Origin of the sequence: Enterobacter asburiae, assembly GCF_024599655.1 — a bacterium.
GTDB classification, from domain to species: Bacteria; Pseudomonadota; Gammaproteobacteria; order Enterobacterales; family Enterobacteriaceae; genus Enterobacter; species Enterobacter asburiae_D.
In genome coordinates this window covers 4,685,102-4,712,011 of the sequence record NZ_CP102247.1, presented here as the reverse complement: position 1 = coordinate 4,712,011, position 26,910 = coordinate 4,685,102, and the positions used below count along the sequence as shown (strand labels likewise).

General features: G+C 56.7%; 23 protein-coding genes. 11 read left to right on the top strand and 12 right to left on the bottom strand.

The genetic code is table 11. The features are described from left to right. Positions 1 to 50: 50 nt before the first annotated feature. A complete protein-coding gene (locus NQ230_RS22360; RefSeq protein ID WP_257259274.1) occupies positions 51 to 2,081 on the bottom strand; it encodes an alpha-amylase in 2,031 nt (676 codons plus the stop codon). Positions 2,082 to 2,395: 314 nt separating this feature from the next. On the opposite strand from NQ230_RS22360, the gene NQ230_RS22355 reads away from it, so the two are divergent. Then, positions 2,396 to 3,220: a protein bax gene (locus tag NQ230_RS22355; RefSeq protein ID WP_032661838.1), complete on the top strand. Its 825-nt coding sequence runs from the start codon at positions 2,396 to 2,398 to the stop codon at positions 3,218 to 3,220. Between the two features lie 40 nt (positions 3,221 to 3,260). On the opposite strand, the gene xylR is transcribed toward NQ230_RS22355, so the two are convergent. The 4 genes from xylR to xylF form a co-directional block, all read right to left on the bottom strand. After that, positions 3,261 to 4,439, bottom strand: coding sequence for a D-xylose utilization transcriptional activator XylR (xylR, locus tag NQ230_RS22350; protein WP_257259262.1), 1,179 nt, complete (start codon positions 4,437 to 4,439; stop codon positions 3,261 to 3,263). A 33-nt stretch (positions 4,440 to 4,472) separates the two neighbouring features. Continuing rightward, entirely contained in the window at positions 4,473 to 5,654 is a 1,182-nt protein-coding gene (xylH, locus tag NQ230_RS22345; RefSeq protein ID WP_025759156.1) for a xylose ABC transporter permease XylH, read from the bottom strand. After that, a complete protein-coding gene (locus NQ230_RS22340; RefSeq protein WP_121425982.1) occupies positions 5,632 to 7,173 on the bottom strand; it encodes a xylose ABC transporter ATP-binding protein in 1,542 nt (513 codons plus the stop codon). Before NQ230_RS22340 ends, xylH begins: the two co-directional genes overlap by 23 nt. Before the next feature lie 72 nt (positions 7,174 to 7,245). Further along, positions 7,246 to 8,238, bottom strand: a complete 993-nt coding sequence (xylF, locus tag NQ230_RS22335; protein ID WP_213822159.1) for a D-xylose ABC transporter substrate-binding protein — start codon at positions 8,236 to 8,238, stop codon at positions 7,246 to 7,248. Between the two features lie 371 nt (positions 8,239 to 8,609). Between xylF and xylA the strand changes: the two genes are divergently transcribed. The 4 genes from xylA (at position 8,610) to NQ230_RS22315 (ending at position 13,021) form a co-directional block, all read left to right on the top strand. Further along, a complete protein-coding gene (xylA, locus tag NQ230_RS22330) occupies positions 8,610 to 9,932 on the top strand; it encodes a xylose isomerase (RefSeq protein WP_121426086.1) in 1,323 nt (440 codons plus the stop codon). Between the two features lie 71 nt (positions 9,933 to 10,003). Further along, positions 10,004 to 11,458, top strand: coding sequence for a xylulokinase (gene xylB / locus NQ230_RS22325; RefSeq protein WP_257259254.1), 1,455 nt, complete (start codon positions 10,004 to 10,006; stop codon positions 11,456 to 11,458). A 103-nt stretch (positions 11,459 to 11,561) separates the two neighbouring features. Then, entirely contained in the window at positions 11,562 to 12,101 is a 540-nt protein-coding gene (locus NQ230_RS22320; RefSeq protein WP_159515277.1) for an isochorismatase family protein, read from the top strand. Next, positions 12,101 to 13,021: a GlxA family transcriptional regulator gene (locus NQ230_RS22315; protein WP_121425979.1), complete on the top strand. Its 921-nt coding sequence runs from the start codon at positions 12,101 to 12,103 to the stop codon at positions 13,019 to 13,021. Before NQ230_RS22320 ends, NQ230_RS22315 begins: the two co-directional genes overlap by 1 nt. Here NQ230_RS22315 and NQ230_RS22310 read toward each other — a convergent pair. Further along, positions 13,014 to 14,009: an acyltransferase gene (locus NQ230_RS22310; RefSeq protein WP_257259243.1), complete on the bottom strand. Its 996-nt coding sequence runs from the start codon at positions 14,007 to 14,009 to the stop codon at positions 13,014 to 13,016. The two genes, NQ230_RS22315 and NQ230_RS22310, sit on opposite strands and share 8 nt — an antisense overlap. Before the next feature lie 183 nt (positions 14,010 to 14,192). Here NQ230_RS22310 and NQ230_RS22305 point away from each other — a divergent pair, with 183 nt between their 5' ends. From NQ230_RS22305 to NQ230_RS22290, 4 genes are all read left to right on the top strand, one after another. Beyond that, positions 14,193 to 14,498, top strand: coding sequence for a YsaB family lipoprotein (locus NQ230_RS22305; RefSeq protein ID WP_096150903.1), 306 nt, complete (start codon positions 14,193 to 14,195; stop codon positions 14,496 to 14,498). 160 nt (positions 14,499 to 14,658) lie between these two features. After that, positions 14,659 to 15,570 (top strand): glycine--tRNA ligase subunit alpha, encoded by a 912-nt coding sequence (gene glyQ, locus NQ230_RS22300; protein WP_003860141.1) that lies wholly within the window; start codon positions 14,659 to 14,661, stop codon positions 15,568 to 15,570. A gap of 9 nt (positions 15,571 to 15,579) precedes the next feature. Beyond that, positions 15,580 to 17,649: a glycine--tRNA ligase subunit beta gene (glyS, locus tag NQ230_RS22295; protein ID WP_023334080.1), complete on the top strand. Its 2,070-nt coding sequence runs from the start codon at positions 15,580 to 15,582 to the stop codon at positions 17,647 to 17,649. Positions 17,650 to 18,115: 466 nt separating this feature from the next. Beyond that, entirely contained in the window at positions 18,116 to 19,735 is a 1,620-nt protein-coding gene (locus NQ230_RS22290) for an ABC-F family ATP-binding cassette domain-containing protein (protein WP_257259237.1), read from the top strand. Between the two features lie 38 nt (positions 19,736 to 19,773). Here NQ230_RS22290 and NQ230_RS22285 read toward each other — a convergent pair whose 3' ends face one another. Continuing rightward, on the bottom strand, positions 19,774 to 20,061 hold the full coding sequence (locus NQ230_RS22285; RefSeq protein ID WP_023309948.1) for an HTH-type transcriptional regulator: 288 nt from the start codon (positions 20,059 to 20,061) through the stop codon (positions 19,774 to 19,776). A gap of 331 nt (positions 20,062 to 20,392) precedes the next feature. Between NQ230_RS22285 and NQ230_RS22280 the strand changes: the two genes are divergently transcribed. Together NQ230_RS22280 and cspE are read left to right on the top strand one after the other, a co-directional pair. After that, positions 20,393 to 21,103 (top strand): DUF3053 domain-containing protein, encoded by a 711-nt coding sequence (locus NQ230_RS22280; RefSeq protein ID WP_024909075.1) that lies wholly within the window; start codon positions 20,393 to 20,395, stop codon positions 21,101 to 21,103. 248 nt (positions 21,104 to 21,351) lie between these two features. Continuing rightward, on the top strand, positions 21,352 to 21,564 hold the full coding sequence (cspE, locus tag NQ230_RS22275; RefSeq protein ID WP_003860775.1) for a transcription antiterminator/RNA stability regulator CspE: 213 nt from the start codon (positions 21,352 to 21,354) through the stop codon (positions 21,562 to 21,564). A gap of 58 nt (positions 21,565 to 21,622) precedes the next feature. Here cspE and ghrB read toward each other — a convergent pair whose 3' ends face one another. From ghrB to NQ230_RS22250, 5 genes are all read right to left on the bottom strand, one after another. Then, positions 21,623 to 22,597, bottom strand: coding sequence for a glyoxylate/hydroxypyruvate reductase GhrB (ghrB, locus tag NQ230_RS22270; RefSeq protein WP_121425976.1), 975 nt, complete (start codon positions 22,595 to 22,597; stop codon positions 21,623 to 21,625). A 26-nt stretch (positions 22,598 to 22,623) separates the two neighbouring features. Further along, the gene (locus NQ230_RS22265) at positions 22,624 to 23,904 is read right to left on the bottom strand and encodes an MFS transporter (protein WP_023334085.1); all 1,281 of its coding nucleotides are present in this window, start codon (positions 23,902 to 23,904) and stop codon (positions 22,624 to 22,626) included. 169 nt (positions 23,905 to 24,073) lie between these two features. Beyond that, positions 24,074 to 25,012 carry a sugar kinase gene (locus tag NQ230_RS22260; protein ID WP_257259234.1) on the bottom strand — a complete coding sequence of 313 codons (939 nt, stop codon included), beginning with the start codon at positions 25,010 to 25,012 and terminating at the stop codon, positions 24,074 to 24,076. A gap of 3 nt (positions 25,013 to 25,015) precedes the next feature. Then, on the bottom strand, positions 25,016 to 25,765 hold the full coding sequence (locus NQ230_RS22255) for a sugar phosphate isomerase/epimerase family protein (RefSeq protein ID WP_257259231.1): 750 nt from the start codon (positions 25,763 to 25,765) through the stop codon (positions 25,016 to 25,018). Positions 25,766 to 25,868: 103 nt separating this feature from the next. Further along, positions 25,869 to 26,885 (bottom strand): LacI family DNA-binding transcriptional regulator, encoded by a 1,017-nt coding sequence (locus NQ230_RS22250; RefSeq protein WP_257259228.1) that lies wholly within the window; start codon positions 26,883 to 26,885, stop codon positions 25,869 to 25,871. Positions 26,886 to 26,910 lie beyond the last annotated feature (25 nt).

Here is a 26,910-nt window from a genome sequence, read left to right as displayed (position 1 = left end):
TTCCCTCTCCCCTGTGGGGAGAGGGTTAGGGTTAGGGTGAGGGGTGTGGTCTACTGATTACCTGCCCATACCACCATCACCTTATCGCCATTGTGCTCGCGCACGAAGCCGTACCCCTCTTTCAGCGACAGCGTGGTTTGCTTGCCTTCACCGATCGCCGGATGGCGGGCGCGGAACTGGCCCAGCGTTTGCCAGTGGGCGACGGTTAGGGCCTGCTTGCCCGTGACGTCCTGCCAGTTCATATCCGAACGGGTGCCCTGCAGCGGGTCGGAGCCTGTTGGCCCAAACGGACGTTCGGATTCATCCCCGTAATAGATTTGTACGCTGCCCGGCGCCAGCAGAAGCAGCTCCGCCGCGCGCTGGCCCCCTTCGCGGAACAGACGCGTATCGTGTGATGAGAGATAGCTCAGCACGTTGAAGCTTTGCAGCTTCTCCGCCATTTGCTGCCAGGTGAGATCCATGTCGGCCAGGCAATCCACCGCTTTTGCCGCCTGCTCCTGATAATCAAAGTTGATCATCGCATCAAAACCGTGGCGGTAATAATCGCTTTGCATCACCCCGTGGCCCCAGGATTCCCCGGTCATCCAGAACGGTGCGTTGTCGAGCTTTTTGTCCGGGTTCGCCCCTTTCCAGGCGGCCAGCGCCTGGCTTGCCTGGTCTTTCAGCTGTTGCCAGGCCGCAAGCTCAACGTGTTTAGCCGTATCCACCCGGAAACCGTCGATGCCGTAGTCGCGGACCCACTGGCTGAGCCAGTGGGTCAGATAATCGCGCGGGGTATATCCCGGGATGGCCTTCGCGTGGGTATCGGACTTGTGTTGGTAAAAGTTTGGCAATCCGGAAGGCGTCGTGGATTCCGTTTTCAGATCCGGCAGAAATGCCAGCGACATGGTCAAATCATCGAAGCCAGGATTGTCGTAATCGCCGATATCGGTGCGGATCCACTTTTTACCCCACCATTTTTCCCATGCGGCTTTGTCGCTAAAGTTGATGTAGTCGTTAAAGCTGTGCCAGCTTTGGCCCGCGCCCGGCTTCCAGTCCGTCCAGCGTTCTCCCAGCGTCTTTTTCAGCTCATCACCCTGCAGGTACAGGGCTCCAAACTGATACTCCTGCATGTCTGCCAGCGTGGCATAGCCAACGTGGTTCATGACGATATCGAACAGAATGCGGATCCCGCGCTTATGCGCTTCGTCGACAAGCTGGCGCAGGTCATCCTCAGTGCCCATATTGGCGTCGAGCTTTGTCCAATCCTGGGTGTAGTAGCCGTGATAGGCGTAATGCGGGAAATCACCTTTGGTGCCACCGCCAACCCAGCCGTGGATCTGCTCAAGCGGAGAGCTTATCCAGAGCGCATTCACCCCCAGCTGCTGTAAGTAGTCGAGCTTGCCGGCGAGTCCCTTGAGGTCACCGCCGTGGAAGGTGCCAATCTCCTGCATGCCGTCTTTATGGCGACCGTAACTGTTGTCGTTGCCCGGGTCACCATTCACATAGCGGTCGGTCAGTACAAAATAGACGGTGGCGTTTTGCCAGCTAAACGGCGCAGGCTTGTCGGTTTCGGCGCGCTCAAGCAGCAGCAGGCCGTTGCTGTTGGCGGCTGGCTGCAGGGTGATTTTTCCATTCTGCACCGTCGCCGTCTGTTTACTGTAGAAGTCGCGCACCACGGAGCCTTCCGGGAAGGTATTGCTGACGTCCAGCGTCAGTGGTTTGCCGTCCCACTTCGGACACTGGCGGATGACGTTTGCAACCGGCTGTTCTGCGGCACTCTGAATCGTCAGCAGCAGGGTGGGCGTGCCGGAGCGGGTATCAATCCGCATCTGGTAGTCACCGTCGCGGAAAAGGCGCCACTGCGGCGGTGCGCCGTCACAGGGCTTGAGCGATAGCATCTCATTGAGTTTTATCGCGTCCGCAGGCTGCCAGCACGTCTTGTCAAAACTCAGCGTCAGAGGACGCGTACCCTTCGCAAGCTTTGCCTGGCTGGTGAAGACCCCGGTGCCTTCGGCGCTAAACGCGCTAAACCCCGGCGATGACCAGTCGGCATGCGCCAGTGCGGGTAACATCAGAAAGGCTAATGCGGTACGTTTCATTCCTTTTTCCTGTCGCGGCATTTTTGACCAGTGTGCCATCAGGCGGGGAGCTGAAACTCATCCCCTGCCGCTTTCTGCCAGGAGGATGCGTGAGGATGAGTGATCTCGCGCAAAATTAGGCAGTTATCTGCGATAGCGCACACAGTTTCTGCGGAATGATTTTTTTATGAGCAAGTTTCAGGTGACATAGTTTCGGAATTGGACTATTTCTATACGTGCTCTTGAAGTCTATTTTTGATATGATTTGAGATTCCGCTCTCAAATTTGTGAAAAAAATAAGGTGTTGGGATGATTACATCCGACCAGGAGACCTAATGATATCGACTCCCATTCGACGATATGGGGCTGCGATACTCATGTTACTCACCACGGCATTTTCGGGTGAGGTGCTTGCGAAGACGCACACGGATACAACGAGTAAGAAAGCCCACGTAATAAAGACGACAAGTAGTAAGGTTAGCAGTAAACAAGAGTATTCTCGCAATAGTGCAAAGAGTAGTTCACTTCCTGATTTGCGAAAATACCCTTCCGGAACACCAAGGAAAAAAGCGTTTCTCCGGACGGTAATGCCTTACATCACGAGTCAAAATGCCGCGATTACTGCGGATCGTAACTGGCTGATTTCCAAACAGTACGATAGCCGCTGGTCGCCGTCTGAACGCGCGCGTCTGAAAGATATCACGAAGCGCTACAAGCTGAGCTGGAACGGTAACACCCGCCGTGTGCCGTGGAATGCTCTCCTTGAGCGTGTAGATATCATCCCGGGCAGCATGGTTGCGACCATGGCTGCTGCCGAAAGCGGCTGGGGAACGTCTAAGCTTGCGCGTAGCAACAACAACCTTTTCGGCATGAAATGTGTGAAAGGTCGTTGTAACAATGCCCCTGGCAAGGTGAAAGGCTATTCGCAGTTTGAATCTGTGAAAGATTCCGTCAGCGCCTACGTGGTAAATCTGAACACGCACCCGGCCTACTCATCGTTCCGTAAATCACGCGCTCAGCTGCGTAAAGCGGACCAGGAAGTGACGGCCAGTACGATGATCCACAAGCTGAAAGGTTATTCGACAAAGGGACAGAGCTATAACAACTATCTGTTCGCCATGTACCAGGATAACCAGCGCTTAATCGCCGCTCATATGTAATCTCAAAAAAAACGCCTTCCACTGGAAGGCGTTTTCTTTTCTATATCAGCACCTCGCTGTGGCGATCCCGATACTCTTTCGGCGTGGTGTCATACTCTTTGCGGAACACCGAATAGAAATATTGCAGAGACGGGTAACCGCACATCTGCGAGATTTCGTTGATCGACAGCGACGTGGAAACGAGCAGGCTGCGTGCTTTCTCCAGCTTTTCAGCATGGATGACGGCATGAATGGTTTCGCCCACCTCTTCTTTAAAACGCTTCTCCAGATTCGAGCGCGAAATACCCACCGAATCCAGCACCTGATCGACCTTAATCCCTTTGCAGGCGTGGTTGCGAATATAGTGCATGGCCTGAATGACGGCCGGGTCGCTTAAGGAGCGATAATCGGTTGAGCGACGTTCCACGACGCGGACAGGAGGCACGAGCAAGCGCTGAAGCGGCAGAGATTCTTTATCTAGCAGACGATGCAGCAGCTTCGCCGCCTGATAACCCATCTGACGCGTGCCCTGTGCAACGGAGGAGAGCGCCACGCGAGACAGATAGCGGGTCAGTTCTTCATTATCAATGCCAATCACGCACAGCTTTTCGGGCACCGGAATGTGTAAGTGTTCGCAGACCTGCAGCACGTGCCGCGCGCGGGCGTCCGTCACGGCAATAATACCGGTTTGCGGCGGCAGCGTTTGCAGCCAGTCCGCCAGGCGGTTTTGCGCGTGCTGCCAGTTTTCCGGCGCGGTCTCCAGCCCCTGGTACACCACACCGCGATACTTTTCCTTCGCGACCAGCTGGCAAAACGCGTGTTCGCGTTCAACGGCCCAGCGCTTGCCGCTGGTGGCCGGTAACCCATAAAACGCGAAGCGATGGACGCCTTTCTCTTTTAAATGAAGAAAGGCGGCCTCGACCAGGGCATGGTTATCGGTGGCAATATAGTGGACCGGCGGATAGTGTTCGGGCGCATGGTAGGAGCCGCCGACGCCCACAATCGGGACGTCGACGTCGGTCAGCAGTTGCTCGATGACGGGATCGTCATAGTCGGCGATGACGCCATCGCCCAGCCAGTCTTTGATGTTCTCCAGACGGGTGCGAAAATCTTCTTCAATAAAAATATCCCATTCGGATTGCGACGCCTGCAAATATTCACCAACACCTTCCACCACCTGACGGTCGTAGGCTTTATTGGCATTGAATAACAACGTAATGCGGTGACGCTTTTCAAACATGGCTCACTTCCCAATTAAGTCACAATACGGTTATCAGGCCCGTCGCTTGGTGGCCGAGTCCATCCAGACTGCCAGTAAAAGAATGGCCCCCTTGACGATATACTGCCAAAACGTCGGGACGTCCATCATACTCATCCCGTTATCCAACGACGCCATGATAAATGCCCCCATGACCGCGCCCGCCACGCTACCGATACCCCCTGCGAGGCTGGTGCCGCCAATGACGCAGGCGGCGATAGCATCCAGTTCGGCAATGTTACCGGCGGAGGGCGATCCAGCTCCGAGACGCGAGCTGAGGATCAGCCCGGCGATAGCGACCATCAGGCCGTTAATGGCGAAGACCGCCAGCTTGGTGCGCTCAACATTGATACCCGAGAGGCGGGCAGCTTCAAGGTTGCCGCCGATGGCATAAATACGGCGGCCAAACGCGGTGCGCGTGGCCATAAACATGCCGCCCAGCAGTAAAAGCGCCAGCAGCAGGACGGGTGTCGGGACACCGCGATAATCGTTTAAAAGCCAGATGGCGCCCAGCACAATGACCGCCGTGAGCGCCTGACGCCCCACCACCGACGTTGACGCTGGAGAAGCCAGCCCCAGCGCCTGACGACGCATGCGTCCACGCCACTGCCACGCGACAAACGCCAGCAACCCAATCACACCGATCGTAAAGCCTATGCTGTCTGAGAGGTAACTCTGGCCAATCTGCGACATGGCCGCACTGGTGGGGGAGACGGTGGTGCCGTTGGTGATGCCGATTAAGATCCCGCGGAAGGCCAGCATCCCCGCCAGGGTGACAATGAACGATGGCACCTTACGGTAGGCAACCCACCAGCCGTTCCAGGCTCCCAGAACCAGACCCAGCACCAGCGTGACCGCCACGGTCAGCGGCAGCGGCCAGCCGAGCCAGACGTCAAAAATCGCCGCCACGCCGCCGAGGAGCCCCATCATCGAACCGACCGACAGGTCGATTTCCGCGGAGATAATCACGAACACCATGCCCACGGCCAGAATACCGGTGATGGCGGTCTGGCGGAGCAGGTTGGAGACGTTACGCGCGCTTAAGTACGAGCCATCGGTCATCCAGGTAAAGAACAGCATGATGACGATAATTGCCGCGATCATCACGAAAACCTGCAGGTTAAGCGCTTTTAGCCCCGCAAACGCACCGGGCGTCGGAACAGCGACTTTGATATCAGACGGATTGCTTTTCGACATGACGTTCGCTCCTTAAAGCGGCTTCCATCACCTGCTCCTGCGTCAGGTTCTGGTTAATCAGGTTGGCTTTCAGTTTTCCCTCGTGCATGACCAGCACGCGGTCGCTCAGGCCGAGCACTTCGGGTAACTCAGACGAAATGACAATGACGGCAATCCCTTGCTGTACAAGCTGATTAATCAGTTTGTAGATTTCATATTTGGCACCGATATCAATCCCGCGCGTGGGCTCATCAAGGATTAATATGCGTGGATTGAGAAGCAGGCAGCGCGCCAGAATCGCCTTCTGCTGGTTGCCGCCGCTCAGGCGGCCAATCGCCAGTTCTGGCGAGGAGGTTTTGACCTTCAGCCGGGCAAGCGACTGGAGGATGCACTGCTGCTCGGCGGCATCGTCCAGGCTGCTCAGCGCGCCGGAGAACCGATCGAGCGCCGCAAGCGTAATGTTTTTACCCACCGCCATGACCGGCACGATGCCGTCTTTTTTACGGTCTTCCGGGACCATGGCAATGCCGCGGGCAATCGCCTGCTGGCAGTTGTCGATTTTCACCGGCTGACCGTCGATATAAATCGTGCCCTCCCAGCGCCCCGGCCACACGCCAAACAGACACTGTACGGCTTCGGTGCGCCCGGCACCGACGAGGCCCGCAATCCCAAGAATTTCGCCACGGCGAAGGGAAAACGAGACGTTATTGACGCGCTTAATGTGGCGGTTAACGGGGTGCCACGCGGTCAGGTTTTCCACGCGCAGCACTTCATCGCCCGTTGCGTGGGGTTCATTCGGGTAAAGTGCCGTTAGCTCGCGGCCCACCATCATGGTGATGATGTCATCTTCGCTCATCCCGGCGGCTTCACGCGTGCCGATGTGTTGCCCGTCGCGGATCACGCAGATGGTGTCCGAAATAGCTTTGACCTCGTTCAGCTTGTGCGAGATGTAGATACAGGCGATGCCGTGGTTTTGCAGATCGCGGATGATATTGAGCAGAACCGCGGTTTCCTGTTCGGTGAGCGAGGCCGTGGGCTCATCAAGGATCAGCAGCCTGACCTGTTTATTTAGCGCTTTCGCTATTTCGACCAGCTGCTGTTGCCCGAGGCCCAGATCCCCCACGCGGGTATCCGGTGAAATGTTGAGGCTCACCTGCGCCAGCAGCTTTTCGCAGCGGAGCGTCATGGTGTCGTAATCCAGCACGCCGTGGCGGGAAATTTCGGCCCCGAGGAAGATGTTCTCCAGCACGGTGAGATGCTTCACCAGCGCCAGCTCCTGGTGGATGATGGCGATGCCTTTGCGTTCGGTATCGCGGATGTGTGTCGCCTGAATAACTTCACCGGCAAAGACGATTTCGCCTTCGTAGCTGCCGTGCGGGTAGATCCCGCACAACACTTTCATCAGCGTCGACTTGCCCGAACCGTTCTCACCGCACAGCGAAACCACTTCGCCGGGGTTCAACCGGAGGCTGACGTTGTCGACGGCTTTCACCGTGCCGAAGCGTTTGGTGATGCTTTTCATTTCAAGTAAATAAGGCATAACCGCTCCACATAACCCGAGGGAAGAACAGTACAACGTGATGCGCCCCCGCAGAGCAGGGGCCGCGCTGGATTACAGTTCGCTCTTCTTGTGGAAACCGTCTTTAACCACGGTTGCGTCAATGTTCTCTTTGTTGACTTCAATCGGTGTGAGCAGGCGAGCCGGAACGTCTTTCAGCCCGTTATTCAGGGTCGCGTCTGCTTTAGGTTGTTGGCCATTACCAAGCTCCACGGCGATTTCCGCCGCCGTATTGGCCAGCTGGGTAATCGGTTTGTAGACCGTCATGGTTTGGGTGCCTGCGATAATGCGTTTTACGCCAGCCAGATCGGCATCCTGTCCTGAAATGGCGACTTTACCGGCCAGACCCTGGGCACTCAGGGCCTGGATAGCGCCGCCTGCGGTGGCATCGTTAGAGGCCACAACCGCATCAATTTTGTTGTTGTTGGCCGTCAGCGCGTTTTCCATAATCTTCAGCGCGTTTTCTGGCAGCCAGCCGTCGGCCCACTGATCGCCAACCACTTTAATTTTCCCGTTGTCGATGTACGGCTTAAGGACTTTCATTTGCCCTTCGCGGAACAGTTTGGCGTTGTTATCCACCGGAGAGCCGCCCATCAGGAAATAATTGCCCTGAGGCACTTTATCGATCAGGCTTTGCGCCTGTAATTCCCCGACTTTTTCATTGTCGAACGAAATATAATAATCAATGTCCGCATTATTAATCATACGGTCATAGGCCAGGACTTTTATGCCTTCCTGTTTGGCTTCTTTCACCACGTTACTTAATACCTGGCCGTTATAGGGGATAATGACCAGGACATCGACGCCACGGTTGATCATATTCTCGATCTGCGACATTTGTGTTTCTTCGTTGCCGTTAGCCGACTGAACAAACACGCTGGCGCCGAGGGATTCTGCTTTTTTAACAAAAATATCGCGATCTTTTTGCCAGCGCTCCAGACGCAGGTCGTCAATCGCCATGCCAATTTTGACCTCTTTGGCATGTCCTGCAAAGCTTGCAAGGAGGAGCGTAGTGCAAAGCGTTAGAGTCAGGTTCTTTATCTTCATAATTATTAGGCCTTTTTGTAGGGGTATGTGTTGCTGAGATAAAAGAAACATTCACTGCTGAGACGCAGCAAATTTTTAACGCGGAAAGGCGGGCTGGCAATTACAGATTTTTATCTTCTCATTATGATATTTGGTTTATTTCTGAATTTATGACCGCGATCGGATTTTAAAATACGTAACGTCTTAATTACATTTGATTCTGGAATACGCGCCGAAAAATAGTTTGTCTGCGCATTATTTTGCGAGCCAGCGCACAGTTGTGCATTCTCTCAATAGCAGTGTGAAATAACGTAATTGAGCAACCCAAAATGTCTATTCACTATTACTCCTGTATCAACGACTCGCCGCATACCCTGATTATGGAGCTCAATATGCAAGCTTATTTCGACCAACTCGATCGTGTTCGTTACGAAGGCCCAAAAACGACCAATCCTTTAGCATTTCGTCACTACAACCCGGATGAGCTGGTGCTGGGTAAGCGCATGGAAGATCATCTGCGCTTTGCCGCCTGTTACTGGCATACCTTCTGCTGGAACGGCGCCGATATGTTCGGCGTGGGGTCATTTGACCGCCCGTGGCAGCAGCCGGGTGAGGCCATCGAGCTGGCAAAACGCAAAGCCGATGTGGCGTTTGAGTTCTTCCACAAGCTGAACGTGCCGTACTACTGCTTCCATGACGTGGACGTATCGCCGGAAGGCGCGTCGCTGAAAGAGTATCTGAACAACTTCGCGCAGATGGTGGATGTGCTGGCGGCGAAACAGCAGCAAAGCGGCGTGAAGCTGCTCTGGGGCACGGCAAACTGCTTCACCAACCCTCGCTACGGCGCGGGCGCGGCAACTAACCCGGATCCGGACGTGTTTAGCTGGGCGGCCACGCAGGTGGTGACGGCAATGAACGCCACGCATCAGCTGGGCGGTGAAAACTATGTCCTGTGGGGGGGCCGTGAAGGCTATGAAACCCTGCTCAACACCGACCTGCGCCAGGAGCGCGAACAAATTGGCCGCTTTATGCAGATGGTTGTCGACCATAAGCACAAAATCGGCTTCCGCGGCACGCTGCTGATCGAGCCGAAACCGCAGGAACCAACCAAACATCAGTATGACTACGACGTGGCGACGGTGTATGGCTTCCTGAAGCAGTTCGGCCTGGAAAAAGAGATTAAAGTGAACATTGAGGCCAACCACGCCACGCTGGCGGGCCACTCTTTCCATCACGAGATCGCGTCTGCGATTGCGCTGGGTATCTTCGGCTCTGTCGATGCGAACCGCGGCGATGCACAGCTGGGCTGGGACACCGACCAGTTCCCGAACAGCGTGGAAGAGAATGCGCTGGTGATGTACGAGATCGTCAAAGCGGGTGGTTTCACCACCGGCGGCCTGAACTTTGACGCCAAGGTGCGTCGTCAGAGCACCGACAAATACGATCTGTTCTACGGCCACATTGGCGCGATGGACACCATGGCGCTGGCGCTGAAAGTGGCGGCTCGAATGATTGAAGACGGCGAGCTGGATAAACGCGTAGCGAAGCGTTACAGCGGCTGGAACAGTGAGCTGGGCCAGCAAATTTTGAAAGGGCAGTTATCGCTTGCGGAAATCGCGAAGTACGCTGAACAACATCAGCTGGCGCCGCAGCATCAGAGCGGGCACCAGGAACTGCTGGAAAACCTCGTAAACCACTATCTGTTTGATAAGTGATTTAGCTGAAGATGCACGTAGGCCCGGTAAGCGCAGCGCCACCGGGCATTTCTGTCAAAGGAGTCACCACAATGTATATCGGGATCGATCTTGGCACATCGGGTGTGAAAGCCATCCTGTTGAGCGAGCAGGGCGACGTGTTAGCCACGCAGACGGAAACGCTGCAGGTTTCACGTCCGCATCCGCTGTGGTCGGAACAGGATCCGGAGCAGTGGTGGCAGGCGACGGATCGCGCAATCAAAGCTTTAGGTGAGCAGCACCGCCTGCGTGACGTGAAAGCGCTGGGGATTGCCGGACAAATGCACGGCGCTACGCTGCTCGATAGCCAGCATCGCGTGCTGCGTCCTGCGATCCTCTGGAACGACGGCCGCTGTGCTGAAGAGTGTGCGCTTCTCGAGGCGCGCGTACCTGCCTCCCGCAAGATTACCGGCAACCTGATGATGCCCGGCTTTACTGCGCCTAAATTACTGTGGGTGCAGCGCCACGAACCGGAGATTTTCCGTCAGGTGGCGAAAGTCCTGCTGCCGAAAGATTATCTCCGTTTTCGCATGACGGGCGATTTCGCCAGCGACATGTCCGATGCCGCCGGCACGATGTGGCTCGACGTGGCGAAGCGCGACTGGAGCGAGGCGATGCTGGATGCCTGCCATCTGACCCGGGAGCATATGCCCGCGCTGTACGAAGGCTGTGAGGTAACAGGCGCGCTGCTGCCAGCTGTTGCTGAGCGCTGGAATATGCCTGCCGTACCGGTGGTGGCCGGGGGCGGCGATAACGCGGCGGGCGCTGTCGGCGTTGGCATGGTTGAGGCGGGCCAGGCGATGCTGTCGCTGGGAACGTCTGGCGTCTATTTTGCCGTCAGCGACGGGTATCGCAGTAATCCAGAAAGCGCCGTGCACAGCTTCTGTCATGCCCTTCCCGGGAAATGGCATTTGATGTCGGTGATGCTCAGCGCGGCGTCCTGCCTGGACTGGGCGGCAAAACTCACCGGCATGGCCGACGTTCCGGCGCTCATTTCCGCAGCCCAGCAGGCGGATGAAGCTGCGGGTACCGTCTGGTTTTTACCGTATCTTTCCGGCGAGCGTACGCCGCACAACAACCCGGAAGCGAAAGGGGTGTTCTTTGGCTTAACCCATCAGCATGGCCCGGCAGAACTGGCCCGTGCGGTTCTGGAAGGCGTGGGCTATGCCCTGGCCGACGGGATGGACGTGGTGCACGACTGCGGCCTGAAACCGACGAGCGTCACCCTGATTGGCGGCGGTGCGCGAAGCCCTTACTGGCGACAGATGCTGTCGGATATCAGCGGGTTGCAGCTGGATTTCCGCACCGGCGGGGATGTCGGGCCCGCGCTCGGCGCCGCGCGTCTGGCGCAGATAGCTATTCATCCGGAACAACCGCTTTCGCAGCTGTTGCCGCAGCTTACGCTTGAACAGGCGCATGTGCCTGACGCGGTGCGCCATGCGCGCTACACGGAAAGGCGCGATGTGTTCCGCAAAATCTACCAGCAGCTGCTGCCGCTGATGTCGTAAATACGCTTGTCCGGGAGAGGCACGAGGATGTCCTTTTTTGGTCTGTGCGTGGCTTCCTTTCCTTGCCAGTATGGTGTTACACCCACTGGCGAGGAGATCCATCATGTCACGCACTGCATTAATCAACATCGATACGCAGCAGTCATTTCACCACCGCAATTACTGGCAGGAAGGCGAGATCCCTGCGTTTCAGCAGGCGATGCTGGGGCTGATTGAAGGCTGCCAGGCGCGCAATATTCCGGTCGTTGATATTTTTCATGTGGATGAAGATGGACCTTTCACCCTGGAAAGCGGCTATGTCAAACCGATGGCCTTTTTGCGTCATCAGCCGGATGTGGTTTTCCAGAAACACGTCCATAATGCATTTACGGATACCGGGCTTGACCGCTGGCTGCGCGAGCGTGATATCAACAGTGTGATTATCTGCGGTATTCGCACTGAACAGTGCTGCGAAACCACCGCCCGGGTGGCATCCGATCTGGGTTATGCTGTGACCTTTGTCAGTGAGGCAACGCTGACGTTTCCCATGACGTACAAGGGCATTACCCTGAGCGCAGCGGAAATTCGCCATCGTACCGAGACGGTACTGTCCGGGCGTTTTGCCGAGATTAAAACGGTAGCGGAGACGCTGGAGTCCCTGTAATGAGCATCGACGTCTGGTTCGTGATGTTGCCCGGGGTGCTGTCATTAGACATGACCGGCCCGGCGGAGACCTTTGTGCTGGCTGGCGACGCGTTTCGCCTGCATTACATTGGCCCGCAGCCGGAGGTTCCGACGTCGATAGGCCTGACGATGAGCGGTATCCAGCCGCTGCCGGAAAGCCTGCCTCCGGGCAGCCTGCTTGTACTGCCGGGGGTGAGCGACTCCCGCTTTCAGTTCTCAACGCCACAGGCGCAGCAGATCCAGCACTGGCTGATGCGCCTGCAGCCGCAGATCCAGCGCCAGGAGATCGCCGTGATGTGCGTCTGTTCAGGGGCTTTACTGGCGGCGAAATCGGGCCTGTTGAACAACCGACAGTGCACGACCCATCATGACGTTATTAGCCGTTTACGCACTGCGGCCCCCACGGCGACGATTAAAGAAAACCGCATCTTTGTGCAAGATGAGAATATCTGGACCAGCGCGGGGATCACGTCAGGCATCGATCTGGCGCTGCACATGATTAACCGCCTGTGCGGCCCCGAAAAGGCGTTGACCGTGGCGCGTGAAATGGTGGTCTGGTTCCGCCGTTCCGGTGACGATCCCCAGCTATCTCCGTGGCTACGCTACCGCAATCATCTTCATCCGGCGATTCATCGGGCGCAGGATGCGCTTACCGCCGAGCCGCAAAAAACGTGGAGCTTGCCTGACATTGCCGCCCTGGCGCACGTCAGCCCGCGTCACCTCACCCGGCTTTTCCAGTCACATTTAGGGATTAGCGTTCGCGATTATCTTGAGCAGCTGCGTCTGGCGGTGGCGGAGCAGTGGCTATTGCAGGGGCGCGGCGTGGAGCAGGCTTCACTGGCGGCAGGGTTTTCCTCCCCGCGCCAGTATCATCGCGCCCGACAGCGAAGCATTAGCTGACGAAGCGGCGAGCGTCTATTTTTTGCAGCAGCATCGACAGCAGCAGGCTGATCGCCAGCGTGGCGGCAAAAATCCAGACGATATCCAGCACCGGCCAGCTTTTTAGCTCAATGCCTCTCGTGCGCAGCGCGTGGATCACCAGCGCGTGAAAACCGTAAATCCCGAGAGAGTGCCGCGAGATAAGATTCAGTACGGGCAGGGGATGCGCGTTCAGGGTGTTTTTGGCGAGGGTGAGCAGCGAAACGGCACAGATAAAGACCATCGGCCCGCAGTACAGATACCAGGTATCGGCAAAATTGCCGCGCCACTGCAATTCGTGCAGCGTCCCGCGTGAAATCACCGCCACGCCAGCGATAAACAGCGCCCCGCAGAGCCAGTTCAGACCGCGTTTTTGCGTGTCCATCATCCCAATGGCGCGCCCCAGCATGCCGTAAAGCACGTAGTAAAAAGTATCCCCGTTGATATAGAGATTGACCGGCAGCCACTCAAATCCGTCGATTTTCTGCGAGAGCGTATTCGGGTTGGCGATAATGCCAGCCACCACCATCAGGGCCAGCAGCATTTTACCGCTGACGTTTTTTACCTGGATGAGCGGGGAGACCAGATAGATAACGATAATGGCGAAGAAGAACCACAGGTGATAGAACACCGGTTTTTGCAGCACGTATTTCAGCGAAAGCCCGGCGTTAATCGAGGTGAACAGGGTGATATAGAGCAGGGCAACGGCGCTGTAGAACCCCAGACAGGCCGCAATGCGAATGAAGTGCCTCGGCTGCGCGCTGCGCTCGCCAAAAAAGAGAAAGCCAGAAATCATAAAGAACAGCGGCACGCTGACGCGTGACGCAGAGTTGAGAATATTGGCGATATCCCAGTTAACGGGGCTGATGCTGTGGGCATTTGTGACGTACCAGGTCGTCGTGTGGATCATGACCACCATCAGACACGCTATTCCTCGCAGGTTATCAATCCAGTTAATTTTTGACTGCATCAGTTCCTCGTATTCCCTGTAAATTGAGTGTGACTGCCATTGTCCAAAAGTCTTCGCTTGGAAAATTCTGAGTTTTATTCAGCAGGCTTGTAGGGAGGCCGCGAGATTCGCAGAATGCCGGACCGTAATCTATAAAAGCTTTGATACTAAAAATAACAGCCACTGACCAGGGCGGTAATAAAAATGATGATGAAGCGTGTGGCGTCACTCTTTCTGCTGTTGAGTCTGGCAGGATGCAGTGCGCCGCAAGAAGCACCTGTGCAAAAAGCGCAGCAGGGTAAAATGAGCCCGGAACGTTCACTGGATATGGAAGCGCTCTGTAAGGATCGGGCCGCTCGCCGCTATAACTCGGACGTGCAGAAAATTGATGTCACCGGGTTTGAGCGTTTTCAGGGAAGCTACGAACTGCGGGGCCATACGTCGCGCAAAGAGGGCTTTGTCTGCTCGTTTGATGCGGACGGTCAGTTTTTACACCTCTCCATGCGCTAGCCTGCTCGCATAATCAACAGCCAGACGCCGCCAGCGCTCTGGCCGCAAGGCTTATTTCCCAATTTTCCCTAAACAACCCCGTTTCGTACTGTATATCTTGCAGCCAGCGGGTATACTGGTCCCTTCCATTTAAAACCACACGTATCCAGCACGAAATACTATGCAAAAGTTTGATACCAAGACCTTCCAGGGCCTGATCCTGACCTTACAGGATTACTGGGCTCGTCAGGGCTGTACCATTGTTCAACCTTTGGACATGGAAGTCGGCGCCGGCACTTCACACCCGATGACCAGCCTGCGCGCGTTGGGGCCTGAGCCAATGGCGACCGCGTATGTGCAGCCTTCTCGTCGTCCGACCGATGGTCGTTACGGTGAAAACCCGAACCGTCTGCAGCATTACTATCAGTTCCAGGTGGTGATTAAGCCATCACCCGACAACATTCAGGAACTGTACCTCGGGTCGCTGAAAGAGCTGGGTATGGATCCAACCATCCACGACATCCGTTTCGTGGAAGATAACTGGGAAAACCCAACGCTGGGTGCCTGGGGTCTGGGTTGGGAAGTGTGGCTGAACGGCATGGAAGTGACCCAGTTCACTTACTTCCAGCAGGTGGGTGGTCTGGAATGTAAGCCGATCACCGGTGAAATCACCTACGGTCTGGAACGTCTGGCGATGTACATTCAGGGCGTAGACAGCGTTTACGACCTGGTCTGGAGCGACGGCCCGCTGGGTAAAACCACCTACGGCGACGTGTTCCATCAGAACGAAGTGGAGCAATCCACCTATAACTTCGAATACGCGGACGTGGACTTCCTGTTCACCTGCTTCGAGCAGTATGAGAAAGAAGCGCAGCAGCTGCTGGCGCTGGAGACTCCGCTGCCGCTGCCTGCTTACGAGCGTATTCTGAAGGCCGCCCACAGCTTCAACCTGCTGGACGCCCGCAAAGCCATCTCCGTGACTGAACGTCAGCGCTACATTCTGCGTATTCGTACCCTGACCAAAGCCGTTGCAGAAGCTTACTACGCGTCCCGTGAAGCCCTTGGCTTCCCGATGTGCAACCGAAACAAATAAGAGGCGGCCATGTCTGAGAAAACTTTCCTGGTGGAAATCGGCACCGAAGAGCTGCCACCAAAAGCCCTGCGCAGCCTGGCTGAATCTTTTGCTGCGAACGTGACCGCTGAGCTGGATAACGCTGGCCTGGCACACGGTAAAATTGAGTGGTTTGCCGCACCGCGCCGTCTGGCGCTGAAAGTGGCAAATCTGGCGGCGTCTCAACCGGATCGTGAAGTCGAAAAACGTGGCCCGGCGATTGCCCAGGCGTTTGACGCGGAAGGCAAGCCGAGCAAAGCGGCTGAAGGCTGGGCGCGCGGCTGCGGCATCACCGTCGATCAGGCCGAGCGTCTGACCACGGATAAAGGCGAGTGGCTGCTGTATCGTGCGCACGTGAAAGGCGAAAGCGCGGAAGCGCTGCTGCCGGACATGATTGCCACTTCGCTGGCGAAGCTGCCGATTCCTAAGCTGATGCGCTGGGGCGCGTCCGACGTGCACTTCGTGCGTCCGGTTCACACCGTGACCCTGCTGCTGGGCGATACCGTTATCCCTGCGACCATTCTGGGCGTGGCGTCCGATCGCGTGATCCGTGGCCACCGCTTTATGGGCGAGCCTGAGTTCACCATCGACAATGCTGACCAGTACCCGCAGATCCTGCTGGAGCGCGGTAAAGTCATTGCCGACTACGAACAGCGTAAAGCCAAAATCAAAGCGGACGCCGAAGAAGCGGCGCGCCAGATTGGCGGTAACGCCGACCTGAGCGAAAGCCTGCTGGAAGAAGTGACCTCTCTGGTTGAATGGCCGGTTGTGCTGACCGCGAAGTTCGAAGAGAAATTCCTGGCCGTTCCGGCTGAAGCGCTGGTGTACACCATGAAGGGTGACCAGAAGTACTTCCCGGTATACGCCAACGACGGCAAGCTGCTGCCAAACTTCATCTTCGTGGCGAACATCGAATCAAAAGATCCGATCCAGATTATCTCCGGTAACGAGAAAGTGGTGCGCCCACGTCTGGCGGATGCCGAGTTCTTCTTCAATACCGACCGTAAAAAGCGTCTGGAAGATAACCTGCCGCGTCTGCAGACCGTGCTGTTCCAGCAGCAGCTGGGTACGCTGCGCGACAAGACCGACCGCATTGCGGAACTGTCCGGCTGGATTGCCCGCGAAATCGGTGCAGACGTCAACCACGCGACGCGTGCTGGCCTGCTGTCCAAGTGCGACCTGATGACCAACATGGTGTTCGAATTTACCGACACCCAGGGCGTGATGGGCATGCACTACGCGCGTCACGATGGCGAAGCGGAAGACGTGGCCGTGGCCCTGAACGAGCAGTATCAGCCGCGCTTTGCGGGTGACGACCTGCCGTCCAACCCGGTTGCCTGCGCCGTGGCGATTGCCGATAAGATGGACACCCTGGCGGGTATCTTTGGTATCGGTCAGCATCCGAAAGGCGACAAAGACCCGTTTGCGCTGCGTCGTGCTGCGCTGGGCGTGCTGCGTATCATCGTTGAGAAGAACCTGAACCTGGATCTGCAGACGCTGACCGAAGAAGCGGTGCGTCTGTACGGCGACAAGCTGACCAACGCGAAGGTTGTGGATGACGTGATCGACTTTATGCTCGGTCGTTTCCGCGCGTGGTATCAGGACGAAGGTTACACCGTTGACACCATTCAGGCGGTGCTGGCGCGTCGTCCGACTCGTCCGGCTGATTTCGATGCGCGTATGAAGGCGGTTTCCCACTTCCGTACCCTGGAAGCGGCATCTGCCCTGGCCGCGGCCAACAAGCGTGTATCCAACATTCTGGCGAAATCCGACGAGACGCTGAACGAGCGCGTGAACGCCGCAACCCTGAAAGAGCCGGAAGAGATCGCCCTGGCGATGCAGGTTGTGGTGCTGCGCGACAAGCTCGAGCCGTACTTCGCGGAAGGTCGCTACCAGGAAGCGCTGGTGGAGCTGGCCGAGCTGCGTGACGTTATCGACGCCTTCTTCGAGAAAGTGATGGTGAACGTAGAAGATAAAGAGCTGCGTGTTAACCGTCTCTCCATGCTCGAGAAACTGCGCGAACTTTTCCTGCGCGTGGCGGATATTTCGCTGCTGCAGTAATGTGTCCGCTGTGACAAATGCTAAAAACCCGCTTCGGCGGGTTTTTTTATGGGTCTTTTGTAGGCCGGATAAGCGCAGCGCCATCCGGCAGGTTTAGCCGATCGCGATTGTGCCGCCCTGGCACGCTCACGGGTATTGTCGTTACAGGGTAGCAAGGAACATAACGTGAGCGGAATGACCACCACAGCTGTATGTTCCCCCTCACCCCAGCCCTCTCCCTCAAGGGAGAGGGGGCCGTCTGTGCAGACAATATTTGGTGGGGATTCCTCAGCCCAAAGGGAGAGGGAGTATAAGTCGCCCAAAATTTAACCTTGAAATGGTCAACACATTACCGTTATCCTTAGCCCGTTAACTTTCTCGCGCTGGAGCGCCCCCCAAAAATGAACAAACGCGACTGATGAATTTCGATCCTTGCTAAACGCCACCGCGTCGGCAGGGGATGTTTTGATTTCATTCAGGAGTGCTTATGGCTCATTTTGCGCAGTCCCCTTCTTTTATTTTGCATCAGGTCACCTGTCAGTTTCCGACGGGCGATACCCTTTTTGGTCCGCTGAATCTCACGCTGGAACCCGCCCTGTGCGCGCTGGTTGGCCGTAACGGCAGCGGGAAAACGCGTCTGCTGCGTCTGCTGGCGGGGCTGGACGAACCGGCTACCGGTCATATCGAACGCTTTGGCTCGCATGTCTATGTGGCGCAGCAGCACGTCATTTCGCCGCAGACGACGCTGGCTGAACTGCTCGGGTATGACGCGATTTTTACGGCGCGTAAGCGCATCGACAGCGGCGACTATCAGCCTGACGATCTGGAGTTGCTCGACGGCCACTGGGATGTTGCCGAGCGCCTGAGCGAGGCGTTTAGCAATGCGCAGCTCCCACCGTTTGACCCGGATAAACCTGCCGGTGAACTCAGCGGCGGCGAGCGCATCCGCGCCCTGCTGTGCGGGGCGTTTACGGCTGAGGCGGATTTCATGCTGCTGGACGAGCCCACTAACCATCTGGATCGACAAGGCCGGGCGTGGTTCTACGACCAGCTCAGCCGTTTTCAGGGCGGCGTACTGGTAGCCTCCCATGACCGCGAACTTCTGGAGCAGGTGCCGCGTATCCTCGAGCTGAGCGCCTCGGGTCTGCGCAGCTACGGCGGGAATTATGCGGATTATCAAACCCAGCGCGATGCCGAACAGCAGGCGGCCCGCGCGGCGCTGGAACATGCGGCAACCGAGCGCAAACGCACTCGGGTACGCATGCAAAAAGAGCATGATGACAGCCAGCGGCGTTCGGCAAAGACATTGCGCACCGTCGATACCCTGAATATCGCGTCGTTCGAGCGGGTCAAATATAAAGGCGCGGCAAAGGAGCGGATCGGCTCCTGGAAAAAACAGCACAGCGAGCAAAATGAAGCCCTCAACGCCGCGGTAAATAAGGCGCGTGAACGCGTTGAGGAAGATAACCCGGTAATGTTCACCCTGCCGGGGAGCCAGATCCCGGAGGGGAAGCAGGTGCTGGTGCTGGAGGATCTGGTGCTGCCGCATGTGCCAGTTCCTCCGCTCAACTGGCGGATGGACGGACCGATGCGCGTGGCGTTAAAGGGACCGAACGGCTGCGGTAAATCGACGCTGTTAAAAATCCTCCTCGGCGAGATTGCCCCCCGTTCGGGTACCTGTAAGGTTTCAGTCAGCTGCGCCTATCTCGACCAGCATCTGTCCCGGCTCGATCTTTCGCAGTCGGTCATGACGCATCTCAACCTGGGTCATACGCCTCTGGAAGAGGGGGTATTGCGAACCCGTCTGGCGCAGCTTCAACTGGGTGCCGACAAAGTTTCGCTCCCGCTGGCGGAACTCAGCGGCGGCGAGCGTCTTAAGGCCGCCCTGGCCTGCGTGCTGTGGCGCGCGGAGGCCACGCAGCTTCTGCTGCTGGATGAACCGACTAACCATCTGGATCTGGCCTCGGTCCAGGCCATTGAAGCGGCGCTGGCCAATTTCCCCGGGGCTCTGCTGGTGGTATCACACGATGAGGCGTTTTTAAGAGGCTTAACGTTAACGCATGAATGGGTGTGGGAAGAGGCGGGCTGGCGTTGTGAGAGCCTTTAAACACAAGCCCCCGCAGAGGCGGGGGCGTTCAAACTTGACTACGCTATCTGTTTGCTGAGTGCAGGGTTGGCCTGAATCAGGCGCATCAGCCTTAACTCGGTTGGGGTGGGTTTCTCACGTTTTGACTCCCACTCCTGCACCATAGCCACGCTGACACCCATCGCTCTGGCGAATTCTTCGGTTTTCAATCCTGTCCCTTTGCGCAATTGCTCATATTCTGTAAAGGGATTGGATTTTTGTTGCAGGCTAATCGTCTGCGGTACATCTTTAAAAATGATCTGTTCCAGGCTGCTCAGCAGCTCAAACTCAGGATCTTTATATTCCATTGAGGACTCCTCTTAAATCTCACATCGTGATCAAGAACATCAGAGAGCCAGTTAAGAATAGTCCCTAATACCAACCCAGGATCGTCACGGGTGTGATTAATCGTGCGGTAACGATCGCTTTATCCGATTCAGCAATATGGATAGTTATGCTAATTCCCTGATTAGTCATATGTCGGCTTCGTCAGGTATTTTTTTGTAAATGGTAAGAAATAAATCGGCAATAGCCGTTTTGCATGAAAAGAGTATCTTGCAAGGCTGACCTGGACTATCCTTGTCAGCGTCGGGCACGCGTGTGCCGGTGTGCGCTTTTTTGGGTGAAAGGAGTAATAAAATGGCGACAGGAAAGTCCTGCTCTCGCTGGTTTGCGCCTATTGCGGCGTTGTTGATGGTTGTTAGCCTGAGTGGGTGTTTTGATAAAGAAGGCGATCAGCGCAAAGCGTTTATCGATTTTCTACAGAATACAGTGATGCGCAGCGGCGAGCGGTTGCCGACGCTGACTGCGGATCAGAAAAAACAGTTTGGCCCCTTCGTGTCCGATTACGCCATTCTTTATGGTTATTCACAGCAGGTGAGCCAGGCGATGGATTCCGGAATTCGTCCCGTGGTGGATAGCGTGAACGCCATCCGCGTTCCGCAGGATTATATGACGCAGCGCGAACCGCTTCGCCAGTCCAACGGTGCGCTTGGCGTGCTGAGCCAGCAGTTGCAGAATGCGAAAATGCAGGCTGACGCGTCACGTTCTGCGCTGAAGCAGGGCGACGATCTCAAACCGGTCTTCGACAAAGTGTATGAGAAAGTGGTGACCAAGCCTTCTGAAGCGCTGCAACCGCTGATTCCGGCCGCGCAAATCTTCACGCAGCAGCTGGTTCAGGTGGGTGACTTTATCGCCCAGCAGAATACGCAGGTGAGCTTTGTTGCCAACGGCATTCAGTTCCCGACCTCGCAGCAGGCAAGCCAGTACAATACGCTGATTGGGCCGCTGGCCTCCCAGCATCAGGCCTTTAGCCAGGCCTGGAGTGCCGCCGTCACGGCCACAGAATAAACCGAAAAAACCCTGCTCCCGGCGGGGTTTTTTTTATGCTTATCGAAAATAACGCTTGTCATTCTTCTACCACATCGGTATAACTATCTCCGTCGGTTTGTTACACAGACCTAAAGCAGTTTAGTAAAGCAGTCCAGATTGTTATCCATAGATACCCTTCGTTGTGACCCTTCCTTCATCGCTTAAAAATCTGTAACGCAATCCATCAAGCCGGAAGGCTCAATATATTTGTTAATAAGGTAATTTCTATGTCTGCTAAAATGACTGGTCTGGTAAAATGGTTCAACGCTGATAAAGGTTTCGGCTTCATCACTCCTGACGATGGCTCAAAAGACGTGTTCGTACACTTCTCTGCTATCCAGAACGATGGCTACAAATCTCTGGATGAAGGTCAGAAAGTTTCCTTCACCATCGAAAGCGGCGCTAAAGGCCCAGCAGCTGGTAACGTTGTAAGCCTGTAAGCTTCCAACCCAGTAGCACAAAATTCAAAAACCCGCCTTCTGGCGGGTTTTTTCGTTTCTATCGTTGCACCTGCGGGTTCACGCAGTTTATCTCCACCTTTCCGCTAAGGGCGGCGATGAGATTATCGACCGCAGTGGCCGCCATGCTGTAGCGCGTCTCATGGGTGGCTGAGCCGATGTGCGGCAGCGCAACCACGTTAGGCAGCGAAAGCAGCGGGGAATCCACCGGCAGCGGCTCCTGCTCAAAGACGTCCAGACCTGCTGCATGGATCTCACCGTTCTGCAGGGCCTCAATCAGCGCCTTCTCATCCACCACCGGGCCGCGACCCGCGTTGATGAAAATGGCTGACTGCTTCATTTTCTTAAACGCCTCTTTGCCAATCAGATGGCGCGTTTCGTCCGTCAGCGGCAGAACCAGGCAAACAAAATCAGCTTCCTGCAGCAGGATATCCAGCTCGCAGTAGCGCGCGTTGAAGCGTTCTTCGGCTTCACCGTGATGGCGACGCGCGTTATACAGAATCGGCATGTTGAAGCCAAAATGCGCGCGCTGCGCCAGCGCCAGCCCGATACGCCCCATGCCAACAATGCCCAGCGTTTTGCCGTGAACGTCCACGCCGAACCAGTCCGGACCAATGCTTTTTGTCCATTCGCCCGCTTTCACGCGCCCGGCGACTTCCACCACGCGACGCGCCGTGGTGAGTACCAGCGCCATCAGCGTGTCGGCCACGGTTTCCGTCAGGGCATGTGGCGTATGCATCAGCAGGATCTTGCGGGCATTAAGGGCGTCCACATCGAAGTTGTCGTAACCCACGGAAACGGTAGAGGTAGCACGAAGCTTCGGCATTTTCTCCAGCAGGGCGACATCCACTTTCTCGCTTGAACCCAGCAGGCCTTCGGCGCTGGCGAACGCTTCGGCGTGCTGCGCCACGGTTTCCGGGCTCAGGTTCTTCACCTGCGTGACGGTGAAGTGTTCTTCAAGACGTTTCTGCAGATCTTCCGGCAGTGCTTTATACAAAATGACGGACGGCTTCATGCTAATCTCCGTTGATTTTTAAGGGTTCAGGCGTGGCGAGCGCCGACAGGGTGTTGTTGATTATTAGCAGGCTTAACAATCAGAGTAAGCCACACGGAGGCGAAAAGCGCCACCCCCATAAAGATGTACGATGCGGACGGACTGCCTGTGGCACCGTTCAGGTAACCGACGAACCAGGAGCCGCAGAACGAACCCAGCGCACCCATACTGTTAATCAGCGCCATCGCGCCACCCGCCACGTTACGCGGCAGCATTTCCGGGATGATGGCAAAGAACGGACCGTACGGGGCGTACATGGCGGCACCTGCAATGACCAGCAGGGCGTAAGAGGCCCAGAAGTGATTCGCGCCGACGGCCCAGGAGCCAATGAACGCAAAGGCAGCGATCAGCAGCAGCGGCCAGACAAACAGCTTACGGTTCTGCAGCTTATCCGATGCCCATGATGCGACGATCATGGCGATGGTCGCGGCCAGATACGGTACGGAAGAGAGCCAGCCCACTTCTACCATGCCGAGGTTTTCGCCGCCGCTGCGGATAATCGACGGCAGCCACAGCACAAAGCCGTACACGCCAATGCTCCAGGTAAAGTACTGCGCGCAGAGCAGGATCACGTTGCGCGAGCGGAAGGCTTCACCGTAGTTGCGAACCGCCTTCAGACCTTGCTGTTCTTTATCCAGCTGCGCCTGCAGCGCCGCTTTTTCATCTTCGGAAAGCCATTTCGCCTGGGCAGGTTTATCTTTCACCAGCACCCACCAGCAGAATGCCCAAATTACAGCCGGGACCCCTTCGATGATAAACATTTCGCGCCAGCCGAAGGACTGGATCAGGTAGCCAGACACCACCGACATCCACAGCACCGTTACCGGGTTACCGAGGATCAGGAAGGTATTCGCGCGCGAGCGTTCAGATTTGGTAAACCAGTTGCTGATGTAGATCAGCATCGCCGGCATAACCGCCGCCTCAACGACGCCGAGGATAAAGCGAATGGCGGCCAGGGCAGGAATATTGTTCACCACGCCGGTCAGTGACGCGCAGGCGCCCCACAGGATCAGGCAGACGAAGATCAGCTTACGCACGCTGCGGCGTTCCGCGTAAATCGCGCCGGGGATCTGGAAGAAGAAGTAGCCCAGGAAGAAAAGGGCACCCAGCAGGGAGGAGATACCTTTGGTGATGCCAAGGTCCTCTGTGATCCCCGCCGCGGACGCGAAGCTGAAGTTGGCACGGTCAAGGTACGCCAGGCTGTACGTGATAAACACGATTGGCATGATGTACCACCAGCGTTTTACTGCATTGGTCGAACTGTTCATAGGCTTGCCTCTGTTGTTGAGGTTGTTACCGCCGTTGTCTGTAGGGTACACGGTGGCTTGTTTTGTTGAGTGCGATTTATGCCCCTCACCCCGGCCCTCTCCCCAAGGGGGAGAGGGTGTTGTAAGTTCCCTCTCCCCTATGGGGAGAGGGTTAGGGTGAGGGGGATGTTTATTCGTTAAGCTCTGCTCGCATTGGTAATCCTTCGCTGTCGCCCTGCACCTGAATGGCCAGCGAGCCAATCTTGTTGCCCCGCGCGACGGCCTGCTGCAGCGTTTTGCCTTCCAGCAGGGCGCTAATCACGCCCACGGCAAAACCGTCGCCCGCGCCGACGGTGTCGACAACGTTCTCAACCTTCACCGCCGCGACCGCGCCCTGTTCGCCGTTGGCCGTCTTAAACCATGCGCCATCGGCACCGGTCTTCAGCACCACCGCTTTTACTCCTTTGTTCAGGTAGAAATCGGCAATGCCTTCCGGCGTGCTTTCGCCGGTCAGGATCATCCCTTCTTTCAGGCCCGGCAGAACCCAGTCCGCTGTGAACGCCAGGCGGTTGAGCTTCTCGACCATTTCCGCTTCGCTTTTCCACAGCACCGGGCGCAGGTTCGGATCGAAAGAGATCGTTTTTCCCTGGGCTTTGAGAGTGGCTGCCGCATGATCCAGCAGCTCATACGAGCTGGCAGACAGCGCAGCCGCCACGCCGCTCAGGTGCAGGTGGCGCGCGGAGGCGAAATAGTCGGCGTGGAAATCCGCTACGGAGAGGTGGCTTGCGGCCGATCCTTTACGGAAATACTCCACGATGGGATCGGTTCCATTTCCGACCTTAGATTTAAGCTGAAAGCCGGTAGGGAAGCGTCCATCAAGGGTGACGCCTGCGGCATCAATACCCTCTTTTTTCAGCGAGTCGAGGACGAAATGGCCAAAGCTGTCGTCCCCCACGCGGCTGACCCAGCCGACGTTCAGGCCGAGACGCGCAAGTCCCGTCGCGACGTTCAGCTCTGCGCCTGCCACGCGCTTGATAAAGTGCTCTACCGCGCTCAGTTCGCCCGTTTCTGTGGCGACAAACATCGCCATAGCTTCGCCGATCGTGATGACATCCAGCGTCTTGTGCATGATTTACTCCTCGCGCAGCAGGTTGACGTAATGGCGGGTAACGGCGGTTAAATCCGTCCCTTCCAGCGGGAACTCGATACCGCGCGGGGCATCGGCAGGCAGCTGGCCGAGCAGATCCAGCCAGCGCGCATCGGCGTGGTCCGGTGCCACGGCGCGGAAGTTGTCTTTATGCGGCACGGCGGCTTTCACGTGGATATAGCTCACCGCAGGGGCCAGGTGACGTGCGGCCTCTTCGGGGGAATCGCCAACCCACAGCCAGTTGCCCATGTCGAAGGTCAGCGTGACGGGGAGCGCCATTTCCCGGCAGGCGGCCTGGAAGCGCTGCATGGGCGCGAGCTGACCGCAGTCGGTCTGATCGTTCTCCACGACCAGTGCCATGCCGCTTGCGTTCAGCAGGCTACGCAGGGCGTCGAGAGGCTGCGCGTCGCGGAAATGGCCCAGGGAAACCTTCAGCCACAGGGCGTTCAGGGTGCTGGCCTCAGAGAGATAGTGGGTCAGGTCCGGGTTGAGGGTGCCGTCGGGCATAAACAGGGCGGCGGGGGCGGAGTAGCACGCCAGCAGGCCGAGCAGCTCAATGGATTCTCCCAGCGCAGGCAGCGCCAGCAGCTCTTCACTGCTGAACAGTTCCCGGCGGATCTCCACGCCGTCTGCCCCTGCGCCTGCAATCACGGGCAGCATTGCCCGCTGACCGCCTGCCTGTCGCACCTGTTCCGCACCGTACGCGGCGGTGACCACCATAATTTTCCTGCCCATCTTCGGACTCCATCGCAACATATCAATACTATTACGCTAGATGGAACCGGTTCCAAAGAAAAGGTCAGGATGTCGAATTTATGATCGGTATCACAAGGGAAAATTAACGCGCGGTGGAGCCGCGAACGATCAGCTCGCCGGAGAAGACCTGCTCGCGAACGGCATCGCTGGTGCCTTCAATGCGTCGAACCACTTGTTCAACAGCAGAATAGCCAATCTGCCAGGTGGGCTGTTTGAGGGTCGTAATGCCGACGCCCGCCAGCTCAGCCCACTCCAGTTCATCAAACCCCAGCAGACCGATATCGCTGCCCCAGTGCAGGCCAATGCGCTTGAGCGAGCGGGCGACCTGAAGCGTCAGCGCCCCGTTGGCGGAGATAACGGCTTTGCGCATCCCGCGATGGCGAGTGTGGAACTGACGCAGGGTGTTGTCGAGCTGGTCGGCTTCGTGAAGCGGTGTTTCGGCATTTTCGGCGATCACGCCGGGATATCGCTCCAGCGTGGCGCGAAATGCGCTCAGGCGCTCGCGACGGGTGTTGACCATCCCTAACGGTTCACTCAGAAACAGAATGGCCTCGAAGCCCTGTTCGATCAGATGCTCGGTGGCGGTTGTGGCTGCCTGGGTGTTATCCAGACCGACCACATCGCAGGCAAATTCCGGAATTTTACGGTCGATGAGGACCATGGGCAGGGAGGACTGCTGCAGGCGGTTTAAACCCTCTTCCCGCATGCCCACGGCGTTAACCACAATTCCTTCGACCTGGTAGCTGCGCAGCAGATCGAGGTAATGCAGCTCCTGGTCGACTTCGTTGTTGGTATTACAGACCAGCGGCGTGAAACCCTTCTCGCGACAGGCGGCTTCAATACCGCTGAGCACGTTAACGGAATAGGGGTTGGTGATATCGGCGATGATAAGCCCGATAAGGCGGGTGCGACCGCGTTTAAGCCCGCGCGCCATGAGGCTGGGACGGTAGTCGAGATCGGCAATGGCTTGTTCAATACGCGCCAGCAATGCGTCGGACAACAGGTGTTTCTCGCCGTTGAGGTAGCGCGAAATGCTGGTTTTACCGGTTTTGGCGGCTTTCGCCACGTCGCTGATGGTGGCCCGGGCTGGTTTGCTCATCGCTGATTTCCCTGAATTTAGTGTG